Below are 13677 nucleotides of genomic sequence, written 5' to 3'. Positions count from 1 at the left end.
CCGTAATCGACGCTTCCTCCGTAAGGCACAACGATTCGATGATCGAGAGTCCCCTATCGACGCCCCGCCTCGACATGCAGCTGATCGCCGACCGGCGCGAATTGCACCGCGTCGCGGAGCCGGGCTGGTGCGAAGTGTTCACGGCCAGCAAGGTCGTGGCGGCGCTCCGGGGCCTGGGCTGGGAGGTCCGCTGGGGTGCCGACGTGGTGCGCGCCGACGCCCGCCTGGGACTGCCGCCGCAGCAGGAGCTCGACTTCTTCTACGAGCGGGCCCTTGAACTCGGGGCCGATCCGGAGACGGCCGGAGCGCTGCGCAACGGCTTCACCGGCGTTGTCGGTTGTCTGAAAGGCACCGCCCCCGGTCCGACCATCGCCTTCCGCTTCGACCTCGACGCCAATCATGGAGGGGAATCGCGGAGCGAGGAGCACCTGCCCGCTCGGGACGGCTACGCCTCGACCTGTGCCAACACCCATCACAACTGCGGCCATGACGGCCATGCGGCGATGGGATTGGCCCTCGCCCGCTCGCTCACCCAATGGCGGGACCGTATCGCCGGCGAAGTCCGGCTGATCTTCCAGCCCGCCGAAGAAGGGCTGCGGGGAGCACGGGCGATGGTGGCCGCCGGCGTCCTGGATGACGTGGACCGCTTCATCGGCTGCCATCTCGGCGTCCAGGCCCGTCAAGTGGGCGAGATCATCAGCGGGTACAGGGATATCCTGGGCAGCGTGAAGCTGGACGTGGCGTTTGCCGGGACCGGGGCCCATGCCGCCGTCTCGCCGCAGGAGGGCCGCAACGCGCTGCTGGCCGCCTGCGTCGCCGCACAGAACCTGATGGCCATTCCGCGCCACGGCGGCGGCGATACGCGCGTCAATGTCGGGATGCTGTCCGGCGGAGAGTCGCGCAACACCATTCCCAGCACCGCGCGTCTGGCGCTGGAGCTCCGCTCGGAAAGCACCGAGGCACTGCAGTTCCTCAAGGAAGCCGCACATCGCGTGATCGAGGGGGCGGCGGCGATGCACGGCGTCTCCTTCCAGGTGGACTTGGCGGGAGAGGCCTGCTCGGCAAGCAGCGACCGCTCCCTCGCGCAGCTTGTCGGTGCCGCGGCGCAGAGCATGTCGCGGGTGCACACGGTCCGCGACGACGTATCCTTCAAGGGCAGCGACGACGCGGCCGAAATGATGCGGCGGGTGCAGGACCGCGGCGGCCAGGCCGTCTATTTCGGCATCGGCTCCAAGCTCGGCGCGGTTCATCACAATCCCCGCTTCGACTTCGACGAGGAGTCCCTGTCGATCGGGACCGAACTGCTGGAACGGATCGCCCGCCTCCTGCTGACCCCGCTTCCCGAAGCGGGACATCTCTGACCTTCAGTCTTCGACATCGCCGGCGGCCCCGGGCCGCACGGCAGAGCATCGCCACCAGAAAAGAACGCCTCGGAAAAGAAGGCGGCTATCGCAATGGAACACGAACAAGGGGCATTCTCATGTCTGTCGAAAACCAGTCGATCGCCTGGAGCGAGACGTCGGTAAAGCCGAAACGGGGGCCATGGAAAGAGGTGTTCGCCGCGAGCATCGGCAACACGCTCGAATTCTACGACCTGCTGATCTACGGCTATTTTTCCGTCGTGATCAGCAAGCTGTTCTTTCCGGCGACCGACGACACCACGTCGCTGCTGCTGAGCGTCGGGACCTTCGGCATCTCCTATCTCGCCCGGCCGCTGGGCGCCATCGTGCTTGGCGCCTACACCGACCGCGCGGGACGCAAGGCATCGCTGACGCTGTCGATCATGATCATGATGGTGGGCACCGCCATCATCGTGTTTGCCCCGACCTACGCGCAGATCGGCATCCTCTCCCCGCTGCTGGTGGTCATCGCCCGTCTGCTGCAGGGTTTCTCCACCGGCGGCGAGTTCGGCGCCGCGACCGCCTTCATGGTAGAGCATTCGACTGCCGGCCGCCGCGGCTTCTTCGCGAGCTGGCAGTCCTCGACCCAGGGCTTGGCCACGGTGGTGGCGGCCGGCATCAGCGCGCTGCTGAGCGCGCTTCTCACCGAGGCCCAACTGGCGGACTGGGGATGGCGCGTGGCCTTCGGGTTCGGGCTTCTGGTGGGACCGGTCGGCATGTATATCCGCAACCAGATCGACGAGACCCCGGAGTTCCTGAAGATTGCTGCCAGGAAGCCGGAGAAGTCGCCGCTGCGCGTGGTGGTGACGCGGGATGGGCTGTGCCTGCTGCTGGGCATCTGCGTCGTCGCCGGGATTACCGGCTTCAACTACGTCCATAAGCTCTACATGCCGACCTATTCCACGACGCAACTGCACATCCCGCAAACGTCGTCGTTCGTCGGGGCGATGATCACCGGCCTGACGCTGATGGTGGCGGCGCCGGTGTTCGGCAGCCTGTCCGACCGGTTCGGCCGCTTCCGCGTGCTGTCGCTGGCGCTGGCGACGGCCGGCCTCACCTCCTATCCGCTTTTCCTGGCCCTCAACCACTGGCCCGCGGTTGGCACGCTGCTGGCCGTGCAGGCCATCGTCGGCCTGCTGATCGCCGCGTCGCTCGGCCCGGCGCCGGCACTGCTGTCGGAAATCTTCCCGACCAGCACGCGGGGAACCGGCCTGGCGCTCAGCTACAACATCTCGGTGACGCTGTTCGGCGGCTTCGCGCCGCTGATCGTGACGGCGATGATCGCGAGTTCAGGGAACAAGATGGCGCCGAGCTTCTACGTGATCGCCACCTCCGTGATCAGCGTCGCCGCTGTCACGGCCCTTGCCGCACGCATCGCCAGCCGCCGGACTGCGGAGACGCACTGAGCATCCGACGACGGACACCGTCCGATTGATCTTGCCTCGGTTCGGTGGACATCTCAGCTAAGCTCCGAGTGGAGCGGGAAGGTGTCTGATGACGAAGACGAGGCGATCCTTCACGGACGAGTTCAAGCGTGAGGCTGTTGCCCTGCTGGAAGCGAGCGGTCGGCCCCTGGAGCATGTGGCGCGGGAGTTGGGCCTGCAGGCCTCGGTGCTGCGGAACTGGCGGCGGGTAGCCCAAGGCCACCCGCCGCGCCCACGGTCTGGTTCCCCTGCCGTATCCGACACGGCCATGCCGGCCAAGCCGGATGAGCAGACGGCGGAGATCGCGAGGCTGCGACGCGAGCTGGAGCGCGTCCGGCAGGAACGCGACATTTTAAAAAAGGCCATCAGCATCTTCTCGGAAACACTGAGATGAGGTTCCGCTTCATTGAGGACCACCGGGACGAGTTCCCGACCCGGCTTATGTGCTCGGTGCTCGAGGTGTCCGCCAGCGGTTACTACGCGTGGCGTGGGCGGCCGGAAAGCCAGCGGGCCGCCGCCAACCGACAGCTTCTGGTCGAGGTCCGACGCGTTCATGGTCACCACCATGGCCGCTATGGCAGCCCGCGCGTGCATGCAGCCCTCCGCGCGGAGGGCGTCGCCGCCAGCCGGGGCCGGGTGGCGCGTCTGATGCGCCGGCACGGCATCCGGGGTGCCGCCGCACGCCGGTTCCGGCCCGTCACGACCGACAGCCGCCATGGCCTGCCAGTCGCTCCCGATCTGCTGGGCCAGGCCTTCCAGGTAGCCGAGCCCAACCGGGTCTGGCTTGCCGACATCACCTACCTGCCCACCGCTGAAGGCTGGCTGTATCTGGCGGCTCTCCTCGACTTGGCGACCCGGAAGATCGTTGGATGGGCGATGCGCGACCATATGCGCGCCGAACTCGCCACCTCCGCCCTGGTCATGGCCATCCAGCGTCAACGGCCAGCCGTGGGCCTCATCCAGCATTCCGATCGCGGCAGTCAGTATGCCTCCCGGGATTACCGGGACCTGTTGCAGGCGGCCGGGATGCGGCAATCCATGTCGCGCAAGGGCTGCTGCTACGATAATGCTCCCATGGAGAGCTTCTTCCACACTCTCAAGGTCGAGTTGGTCCATCGTACTCGGTTCGAAACCCGCGACCAGGCGCGCCGGGAGGTGTTCGCCTACATCGAAACCTACTACAATCGCCAACGCGCCCACTCGGCCATCGGATACATCACCCCCGAACAGGCCGAGCTAAGATCTGCGTGAACCTGTGTCCACCCAACCGGGGCAAGATCAGGCAGGAGTTGGCCGAAGTCCCGCACATCTTCGGGACCGTCACCGCCGAAGCAAAGCGGGCGCGCCAGCCGAAAGGCCGCCCGATCACGCCCGAGGAGCTGGCGCGCCTTATCGATGCGGCGCAATCGCGCCACATGCTGCTGTTCCTGCTGATCGCCTCCAACACATTGGCCCGCCCGGCGTGTACCGCGGCCCGGATTTGAGACACCCGGCTGGGCTTCTTCAGGCGGCCAAGGGTAGCTCGGCGCACGACGGCTGATCAACCCGAAGTTGGTCGGCGCGCACCTGGGCCGGAGTGCGGTGTCCATGCCGGGCGACGAGCCAGGTTTCGTTGTAGTGGCGGGCGAACTCGACCAGAGCGCGGCGCAGCTCCTCGATGGTGTCGAAGGTGTGGACCCAGAGGAAGTTCTCCTTGAGCGTCCGGATGAAGCGCTCGGCCACGCCGTTGCCCTCCGGCTCGCGCACAAAGGACGGTGAACTGGTGATGCCCAGGCATGTGATCTCGGCTTGGAAGTCGCCGGACATGTGGTTCGAGCCGTGATCGTGGCGCAGCTTCAGCCCGGTCGCGACGCCCGGGCCGATGGCGCCGAAGTGGCGCAGCACGCCTTGGCGGACCGGCTCCAGGGCCTCGAAGCGGTTGCCGCTTTTCGAGGCGTGAATGCCGACTACCTCGGAGTTGGCGTGATCGACCGCGATGAAGACGCGCGCCACGCCCTCGGCCACGGTGATCGTCTCGCTCATGTCGGTGCCCCACATCGTGTTCACCGTCTCGGTGACGATGGTGCCGTCGTGCGCCCGTGCGCGCCGCCGCCCGACCCGATGCGGCGCCAGCAGCCCGTGTGCGCCCATCAGCCGCCTTACCCGGCGGGCCGAGGTGCGGATCCCCGCAAAGCGCAGACGCGCCCAGATCTTGCGATATCCCTCGCCATGGAAGCGCGAGACGAGGATCTGCTGGCGGATGTGCTCGACCAACTCGGCATCCGAGCAGGGGCCGAGCGGACCTCGGCGCCCGGGCATCGGTGCCGGGCCGACCGCCCGGTGGCGATACACAGTGGCGCGGGATACCCGCCACGTCCGAGCAACCCGGGCCAGACCGTAGGGGCGACCGGTGGAGGGCGAGGTGGTCCGGCTCATCGCCTCGGCCTCCGTCGGGCCAAAGGGCGTTTGCCCTCCAGGGCGGCGATCTTTTCCTCCAGCAGCTCGTTGGCCATCGTGATCTCGCCGACCTTGGCCTTCAGGCGCGCGATCTCCTCATCGCGCTCGTCGCGTTCGCGTTCCTTCATGGCGGACGCGGCCGCCGCCAGGGCGCGCTCGCGCCACTCCGACAGGCGCGCCACCGTGACGTTCAGCTCGCGGGCGACCACCTCCAGCGGTTCGCCGCGCAGCAGGCGCGTGACCGCCGCCACCTTGCGCGCCGCGGAGAAGCGTTGGGGCGTGCTGGCGTCCGCGCCCGAGGGGGCGCCTGAGCCAGCGTGGTGGGCGCGCTCCGGCGCCCCCTCGGGCTTACCCCCCTGTTCCTTGTCCATCTCAATGACCTCCGGTTGCGGTTCAATCTACCGCAGCCGGGTGTCTCATCGAACCGTACCGCGCCCCATTGGCCCGCCCGGCGGCCGTTCTGGACATTGAACCAGCGCAGTACGACTCGGAGCACGGGCTTCTCGACCTCAATCCACCCGGCCGCGTCCAGAACAAGAAGTTCCGGCCGGTGGTGCCGGTCTCACCGACGCTGCGCCCATGGCTCAGTTAGCCGGTGGGGAAAAGTGGCCGGTACATCAGCTACCGGAACCAGCCGATCCGCTCCATTCTGCACATGTGGCGGATCACTCGCGAGGCTGCGGGGTTGGACGAGCGCGTCACCCCGTACTCGATCCGGCACGGAATGGCTCGCGAGATGCGCAAGCGGCGCGTTCCCACCGAGCAGATCAGCCTGTTCCTGGGCCACCTGCCGGACGGTTCGGCCGCTACCACATCGATCTATGCACCCTACGAGCCCGGCTTTTTGGCCGATGCTCTGGAGGCCATTGAGGAAGTCATGGGAGAGATGCGCAAGCACCTGAAGCGCGCCCAGATTGACCGCCCACAGGCAGCGCTCGGTTCTGAGATCGAGATCAGCTTCACTGGCCGGGCGCGCCGGCACGGCATCGGCGAGGTCAAACGCCAAGAGGTTCGGGAGCTGATCCTGTCCGGCGTGCCGCACGCGGAGGTGGTCCGACGGACGGGTGTGTCGGGTGGTACTGTGAGCGTCATCCGGAAGGAGTTGAAGGCCACCCATCCACTGTACCGAAATACCGAGGCCGGCATCTGCGTGCCGCTTGCGTGCCGCGACGCCGAGGAGGACTCCGACGACCTGCCGAAATCCTCTGGAAGCGGTTGGTGGGCCCGGCCGGATTCGGTTCGGATGAGGAATTTCCTATATAAATCAATCGATTAGCCGTAATGAACGAAAATTGTAACAGGATTTCTAACAGAAACTTGGGTGCTGTTTCTAGTCGGCTTAGCCGGCTGGGCCGGTCCCAGAAACTCTGTAGTCAGTTCAGCCGTACCGACGCGGGCTGGCCGACGCATCCAGCCTCAGTGCCTGTTGCCGGCGGGCCAGCATTTACGGGCAAGGACCAGACCGTCGAACTCAAGCGCGTGCATGGCCAACTGCGCCATGGAGGAACTTGGGTGATGGCCTGGTCAGGCGGCGTCCTGTGCCGTGGCGTCGGTGACCTCGACGCCGTCGCGGAAGGTGACGCCTCGGATCACCTTGGGCAACAGGGTTTCGCCGTTCAGCCGGCGCCAGGTCTTGGCGGCGGAGATCAGCTTGAAGACCATCAGCTTGGCAGTGTCCTGCGGCAGCGCCCCCTTGGCCCGCACCGTGCGGTGCCGGACCATGCCCAACACGCTTTCGATCGGATTGGCGCCCGCACGGGCCCAGTGCTCAGCGGGGAAAGCGTAGAAGGCGAGCAGCGCGTCGCGGTCCCTGCTCAGACAGTCCACCGCCTTGGCGTCCTTGGCCGGGTATCTCTTCTCGAAGGTGGTCGGCGCCGCCGTGGCCGAGGCGCGATCGGCCGCCATCCAGATCTCCTTCAGGTCGGTCTTCATCGCCGGCTGGTGCGTCTTTGGCACCTTGTTCAGCATATTGATGGGCTCTGTTGCATAGTTTGTCGGCAGGCGCGAGATGATGATTACGGGCATCACCGCCGACGCTATGCGTCCTGGGGTTCGAGCTGCTGGCTGATGAACTGTACGGCCTCGGTGAGCACGCAGGGTCCGACGTTGAAGGCGCGTTCGACGAGGCGCGCCTCGCCCCGCATCTGAAATGAGCAAGCAGTCGAAACCTGCGGTGAGCCGGGAGCGGATGTACGATCTGATTCTGGCTCCTGTCATCACCGAGAAGTCGACGATGGCCTCGGAGCATAACCAGGTCACCTTCCGCGTTCCGCTGATGGCCTCCACGCCGGAGATCAAGGCGGCCGTCGAGGGCCTGTTCAATGTGAAGGTTACCGCGGTCAACACCCTGATCACCAAGGGCAAGACCAAGCGTTTCCGCGGCACCATCGGCCGTCGCTCGGACTTCAAGAAGGCCGTCGTCACCCTCGCCGAGGGTAACAAGATCGACGTGACCACGGGCATCTGAGCGGGAGTGTGATCCGATGGCTCTGAAGCAATACCGCCCGATTACGCCGTCGCTCCGCCAGCTGGTCATCGTCGACCGCTCGGAGCTGTGGAAGGGCAAGCCGGTCAAGACCCTCACCCAGGGCCTGACCAAGTCCGGTGGCCGCAACAACACCGGCCGCATCACCGCGCGCCGGATGGGCGGCGGTCACAAGCGCGTCTGTCGACCCGCCAGCTGGTTGACCGTGTGCAGCGCCACTGCCAGCGTAGCCGCTTCTCGATCTCCGGCGCGTACTTCTGCACCCAGCGGTAGATCGTTGAATGATCGACCGTGACGCCGCGCTCGGCCATCATCTGCTCGAGATCACGGTAGCTGATGCCGTATCGGCAGTACCAGCGCACCGCCCAGAGCACGATCTCACCCTCGAAGTGGCGCCCCTTAATAGGCCGACACGGCTTGGCTCCCAACAGCGTCCAGCCATTCCGCCGCGTGCCGGCCAACTTTGCAACAGAGCCGCTGAAGGCGCCTCAGGCAAGCGGCTGCGAATATAATTAAATGTTAGGATTTTATAACAGAGTCCAGCGGCACTTTGTCGCATTTGGCTACAATTCGGCAACGACGCCACCTGGACTTGTGCAATCCTGAGCTACTACACTGACCTTAAGCAAGCATATGGAGCAGCGCAGGCGCGGAGGTGACATCCTGTCTCAACACGCTCGCAAACGGGAAGGCGGATTTGAAGTCCAGATGACGGTCAATGCTGGTCGTATCGGCCCCTAGAGGACCCATGGACACCATCGTGTCCGGCATGTTTGAGGGAAGCGTTGGCCACTGCTCTTAGGTTTGGTGGCGCCGCGCGCAATTTCGGAACGAGCGGTAATAATCGTCATTACGGTCTACAAAACCCACGCTCAAGGACTCGCAGGTCCTTCCCGAGCAATGGAGTCTTTCTCGACACCGATCAGAACAGCATGACACACTCCCGGTTTCCCGTGAAAAGCGTGTGGCTGCGGCCTTTTCGATCGGATATGGCAGCGGGCTACCCTGAGCTAGATCTGCTGTCGGCACAGCTTCCACCCTCCGAATAACGCCTTAGAGGGAGGAAATAAATCTTGTGTTTTCCGGCACCAATTCAGCGTAACGCTCTAAGCAATCCATAAAATAAAAAGAAAACAAATCGTTGCTCCTTGATGGAAATAAGACCTGTCGTCAAAAAAACAGACGGTGATGATATATGGTTGCATCCTTTACTGGTCTTTACGTTTACGATATAAATTATAGAAATGGCATCGCCACAATCACGCCAAACAGAACTGGAGCCCGGCAAAACGGCTTCACTATCTTGGAGCGGGCTGGCACCACCGATGACGGCGTGTTCCGCTACGACGAGAGGGTGTCGCTTCAGAATGCTCCCAGCGGCTGGTCGACGACCTACTACTTTGGCTTCTATGATGGCGGATTGGTGCTTAGGGTCAAGGAGGGAGGTAGCGATCCTCTTGCCGCTTTGGACAACTGGTACTATCTGCTAACGGATAAGTACTATTTTTCTGATCAAAACGTCAATTTTCTGACTCTTGATTATGCGCCAGGCCTGATCGGAGGGGCGGTCAACGATACGCTGACCGGCAACAGCTCCAGCGACCTGATCGTCGGCAACGGCGGGGACGACACGCTGACCGGCAACGCCGGCCGCGACTGGCTGTATGGCGGCGCGGGCAACGATCTGCTGCAGGGCGGTGCCGACCACGACCAGCTGTTCGGCGGTGACGGCAATGACACGCTGGACAGCGGCAGCGGCAACGACACGCTGGACGGCGGCGCCGGAGACGACGTCGTCGTTTATGCCGGCCCCTGGACCTCCTATCTCATTCTCCGGCCGGGGCCGACCGACTATCTGGTCTACAAGCCCGACGGCGTCGACAGCCTGCATGACGTCGAATATGTCCGCTTCGGCAGCGACCCGCAGGTCCATCTCTCGGTACTGGGCGTCAATCTGGCCCCCACCATGGACAGCGACCTTCTGGTCGGGCTCGCCGGGGCGGACACCATCTTCGCGCTCGACGGCGACGACCGGGTCTACGGCATGGAGGGCAACGATGCCCTGTTCGGGCAGGGCGGCGACGACCTGCTCCACGGCAACCTCGGCGACGATGTGCTGTACGGCTGGACCGGCAAGGACCAGCTCTATGGCGACGAGGGCAACGACACGCTGTACGGCGAGGACGGCGACGACACGCTGGACGGCGGCGACGGCGACGACAGCCTGGTCGGCGGGCCGGGCAACGACGTTCTGCAGGGTGGCGCCGGCACCGACATTGCGGTCTTCGATGGCGAGCGCTCGGCCTACACCGTCACAGTGGAAGCGGACGGTACCGTCCGGGTGGTTGGCAGCAGCGGAACCACCACGCTGACCGGCGTCGAGTTCGCCCGCTTCGGGACGGCGCCGCCGGTCCTGCTGTCGGACACCCGAGCGACCGCCGTCCTGACCATCGCCGCCGCCGATGCCTCCAAGGCGGAAGGCGACAACGGACCGACTGCCTTCACCTTCACCGTCACCCGCTCCGGCGACACCACCGGCAGTTCCTCGGTCGCCTATGCGGTGACCGGAAGCGGTCCGAGCGCGGCCGACGCCGCGGACTTCACCGGTGGCGTTCTGCCCTCCGGCACGGTCAGCTTCGCGCCGGGAGAGACCAGCAAGACCATCACCGTCCAGGTCGCCGGCGACACGGCCGTGGAGAGCGACGAAGGCTTCACCGTCACCCTGTCCAACCCGGGCGGCGCCGTCATCGCCACCGCCTCCGCCACCGGCACCATCCGCAACGAGGACCCGGTCGATCCGCGGCTGAGCGCGCCGGCCTCCCTGACCCTGCTGGCCGGCAGCCCGACCGCGATCCCCGGCCTGTCCGTCGCCGACGGGGACAGCGCGGCCGTCACCGTGACCCTGACGCCGCTCAACGGCAGCCTGACCGTGGGCGGACCGGCCACCGTCGCCACCCTGGCCGGCGTCACGACGGTGAGCGGCAGCGTGGCGCAGGTCAACGCCTCGCTGGCGACGCTGGGCTTCACCGGGACGGCCGGGCGGACCGCCGCCTCGATCGGCGTCACCGTCTCCGACGGCGATCCCGCGACGCCGGACGCCGGCGGCAGCATCGCGCTGACGCTGCTGAATTCCCCGACCGTGACCCTGCCGGCGCTGCCCAACATGCTGGCCGGCACGACGGCGCTCCTGCCGGGATTGAGCGTGGCGGACGCCGACGGGGACAGCCTGACCCTGCGGCTGGGCGTCACCGGCGGCACCCTGTCGGCCGCGGCGGCGGCCGGGGCGGCGGTGACCGCCGACGGGGCCGGCGGCCTGACCATCGGCGGGCCGGCCGCCGCGATCAACGCCACCCTCGCCACCCTCGGCTTCACCGCGGGCACGGCCGGAACCGCCACCCTGACGGCCCGGGTGGAGGATGGCGACGCCCGCACCGTTCCGGCCACCGCGAGCGCCAGCTTCGCCCTGCTGAACGGCACCTCCCTGACCCTGCCGCGGCTGGACGCGCTGATCGTCGGGCAGACGGCCGCACTGTCCGGCCTGCGGCTGGAGAACCCGGACGACGGGCAGGTGACGGTGCGGCTGACGCCGGCCGGCGCCGTCCTGGCCCTGTCCGCCGTCGCCGGGGTGCAGGTCACCGACCTCGGCAACGGCGCGATGGCGCTGGGCGGGGCCGCTAGCGCGGTCGGCCGGGTCCTGGCGACCCTGACGATGACGCCCGTCCCCGGCGCCACCGTGGCGACCATCCGGCTGGAGGCCGACTTCGCCGATCCCGCCCTGCCGGACCGCAGCGGCACCCTGACCCTGCCGGTCGCCGCCCTGCCGGCGGCGGGCGGCGACGTGGCGGCGACCGCCCCGGACGGCGGGGCCGCCGCGGTCATCCGCGACAGCCGGCCGGCCGCCGCCAACCTGCGCATCGCGCCGGCCGTGCTGAGCGATCCGGACGGCGTGCCGCCCGCCGGCATGCGCATCCTGGCGGTGAGCGGCGGCACGCTCGCCGCGGCCGACGGGTCCGCCATCCTGCTGGGGCCGGCCGGGACGGTGCTGCCCCTGGCGGCCGGCGGCGCCGACCTGCGCTTCACGCCGGCCGCCGGCCATCTCGGCACCGCGACCGTCACCTATGTTCTGGTGGACGCGGCGGTGGGCAGCCTGAACTCCGCCCCATCGACGGCGCGCCTCGTCGTCGGCATGCCCGCCCCGGCGCTGGGCGCTGTCACCTATGACGCCACGGCCGTCCGGCTGACCGGCAGCGCCGCCGCCGGATCGCGGGTGGAGGTCTACCGTGACGCCGACAACAACGGCCGGCTGGACAGCGGCGAGGCCCTGGCGGGATCCGTCACGCTGGCTGCGGGGGAGACCGCCTTCAGCCTGTCCGTGCCGCTGGCCTCCGGCGGCTACAACGACTTCCTGCTGGTGGCGGTCGATCCGTCCAGCGGCACCACCTCGGCGGCGACGGACGTGGTCTCCCGCTTCCTGGCGGTGGGGGACGGCAACGGCCCGCAGGCGGCGGTCGAGATGACGACCGACGCCGCCGGCCGGCAGACGCTCAGCGTTGCGGTTCCCCCCGGCGGCACGGCGCCGGTGCCGCTGTCCCTGACCGGCGGGACCGCGTCGGACGGCACGACGCCGCTGCTGGCCGCGGCGCTGCCGGCGGGGCTGTCCCTGACGGCGACCGGGCCGGAGGCGCCGCAGACCCCGGCGCAGGCGGCCGCGGTCCTGGCGGGAGTGCTGCAGGAACGCGTCGCCGCGAGCGGCGGCGGGAGCGGGCTGGCCGCGGCCATCGCCGCCGCCTTCGCCTCGCCGGCCGGGCCGAGCGGTCTCACCGTGCGCTCCATCGTGCCGACCGCCCCGCAGGGCAGCGCGACGGCCCCCGTCGCGCTCCGCGGCACCGGCGCTGCGGAGGCGCTGCTGATCGACGCCGGCGGGCTGCCGGTCGGGACGGTGCTGCAGTTGGACGAGATCGACTTCGCCTTCGTCATGGGGCCGGCCATCGTCACCGGCGGGGCGGGCGACAACCGGCTCTACGGCGACGATGCCGCGCAGAGGGTCGGGATGGGCGCCGGCAACGACACCGTCTTCGGCGGCGGCGGCCTGGACATGCTGGATGGCGGTTCGGGGAACGACGTCATCGACGGCGGCGAGGGCGAGGACACCCTGTTCGGCGGCTCCGGCGAGGACCGGCTGTCCGGCGGTGCCGGCGCGGACGCCGTGTCGGGCGGGACCGGCAACGACCTCATCGCCCTCGGCGGCGGCAACGACCTGGCCGACGGAAACGAGGACAACGACGTGCTGTTCGCCGAGGAGGGCGACGACACCGTCTTCGGCGGGGCGGGCGACGACATCCTGGTGCTCGGCAGCGGCAACGACGTGGCCGACGGCGGGCTCGGGGCCGACGCGCTGGACGGCGGCGAGGGCGACGACACGCTGTTCGGCGGCGCCGGCAGCGACACGGTCTTCGGCGGGTCGGGCAGCGACCTTCTGGTGCTCGGCGGCGGCAACGACGTGGCCGACGGCGGCTCCGGGGCCGACGCGCTGGACGGCGGCGAGGGCGACGACACGCTGTTCGGCGGCACCGGCAACGACACGATCTTTGGCGGAGCCGGGGCCGACATTCTGGTCGGGGGGATGGCGACGACCTGCTGTTCCTCGACCAGGGAAACGACATCGGCTGGGGTGGCGAGGGAGCGGACCTCTTCGTTTTCGGCGCCGCCTCCGGCACCGTGGCGGTGGCCGACTTCGTGCCGGGCGTCGACCGGCTGGCGCTGTCGGACCCGTCGATCGGGCTCGCCACGGTGATCGCGTCGGCCCGGGTGTCGGGTGGCAGCACCATCCTGGACCTGCGCCCCGGCTCCAGCGTCACCATCCTCGGCCGGACCGGCGACGTCAGCCGCTGGTTCGGCTGACGTGCCCCAACCCGTGAGGTGAGGTGATGTG

The 13677-nt window shown here is 67.8% G+C and carries 8 protein-coding genes and 4 pseudogenes; 9 read left to right on the top strand and 3 right to left on the bottom strand.

Annotated features, from left to right (window positions below; all coding sequences use genetic code 11):
• Nucleotides 1–74: 74 nt before the first annotated feature.
• The 4 genes from DEW08_RS03550 (at nt 75) to DEW08_RS03535 (ending at nt 4308) form a co-directional block, all read left to right on the top strand.
• A complete protein-coding gene (locus DEW08_RS03550) occupies nt 75–1361 on the top strand; it encodes an amidohydrolase (RefSeq protein WP_168220258.1) in 1287 nt (428 codons plus the stop codon).
• Nucleotides 1362–1480: 119 nt separating this feature from the next.
• A complete protein-coding gene (locus tag DEW08_RS03545; RefSeq protein ID WP_109324525.1) occupies nt 1481–2806 on the top strand; it encodes an MFS transporter in 1326 nt (441 codons plus the stop codon).
• Between the two features lie 88 nt (nt 2807–2894).
• A protein-coding gene (locus tag DEW08_RS03540; protein ID WP_109324518.1) for an IS3 family transposase occupies nt 2895–4075 on the top strand; the annotation gives its coding sequence in 2 pieces (ribosomal slippage) (nt 2895–3189 and nt 3189–4075; 1182 coding nt in all).
• Nucleotides 4076–4113: 38 nt separating this feature from the next.
• Nucleotides 4114–4308: a hypothetical protein gene (locus DEW08_RS03535; RefSeq protein ID WP_109324517.1), complete on the top strand. Its 195-nt coding sequence runs from the start codon at nt 4114–4116 to the stop codon at nt 4306–4308.
• Nucleotides 4309–4327: 19 nt separating this feature from the next.
• On the opposite strand, the pseudogene DEW08_RS33685 reads toward DEW08_RS03535, so the two are convergent.
• Nucleotides 4328–5559 (bottom strand): annotated as a pseudogene (locus tag DEW08_RS33685) (IS3 family transposase); the annotation flags it as partial.
• Nucleotides 5560–5945: 386 nt separating this feature from the next.
• On the opposite strand from DEW08_RS33685, the gene DEW08_RS03520 reads away from it, so the two are divergent.
• Nucleotides 5946–6536 carry a hypothetical protein gene (locus tag DEW08_RS03520; protein ID WP_168220256.1) on the top strand — a complete coding sequence of 197 codons (591 nt, stop codon included), beginning with the start codon at nt 5946–5948 and terminating at the stop codon, nt 6534–6536.
• A gap of 248 nt (nt 6537–6784) precedes the next feature.
• Here the strand turns inward: DEW08_RS03520 and DEW08_RS31005 are convergent.
• Nucleotides 6785–7231, bottom strand: a pseudogene (locus DEW08_RS31005) (transposase); the annotation flags it as partial.
• Nucleotides 7232–7409: 178 nt separating this feature from the next.
• Here DEW08_RS31005 and DEW08_RS03510 point away from each other — a divergent pair.
• Together DEW08_RS03510 and rplB are read left to right on the top strand one after the other, a co-directional pair.
• Nucleotides 7410–7727, top strand: coding sequence for a 50S ribosomal protein L23 (locus DEW08_RS03510; RefSeq protein WP_109324509.1), 318 nt, complete (start codon nt 7410–7412; stop codon nt 7725–7727).
• Nucleotides 7728–7743: 16 nt separating this feature from the next.
• Nucleotides 7744–7923, top strand: a pseudogene (gene rplB, locus DEW08_RS03505) (50S ribosomal protein L2); the annotation flags it as partial.
• 4 nt (nt 7924–7927) lie between these two features.
• Here rplB and DEW08_RS03500 read toward each other — a convergent pair.
• A pseudogene (locus DEW08_RS03500) lies at nt 7928–8149 on the bottom strand (transposase domain-containing protein); the annotation flags it as partial.
• A gap of 1019 nt (nt 8150–9168) precedes the next feature.
• Between DEW08_RS03500 and DEW08_RS03495 the strand changes: the two are divergent.
• Together DEW08_RS03495 and DEW08_RS31000 are read left to right on the top strand one after the other, a co-directional pair.
• Nucleotides 9169–13539, top strand: coding sequence for a Calx-beta domain-containing protein (locus tag DEW08_RS03495; protein ID WP_168220254.1), 4371 nt, complete (start codon nt 9169–9171; stop codon nt 13537–13539).
• Entirely contained in the window at nt 13482–13646 is a 165-nt protein-coding gene (locus tag DEW08_RS31000) for a hypothetical protein (protein ID WP_168220253.1), read from the top strand. The genes DEW08_RS03495 and DEW08_RS31000 overlap by 58 nt, the downstream gene beginning before the upstream one ends.
• The last annotated feature ends 31 nt before the right edge of the window (nt 13647–13677 follow it).

The organism is Azospirillum thermophilum (assembly GCF_003130795.1).
Lineage (GTDB): Bacteria > Pseudomonadota > Alphaproteobacteria > Azospirillales > Azospirillaceae > Azospirillum > Azospirillum thermophilum.
Note: the sequence above shows the minus strand (reverse complement) of the source record. Positions and strands in the feature narration are given on the sequence as shown.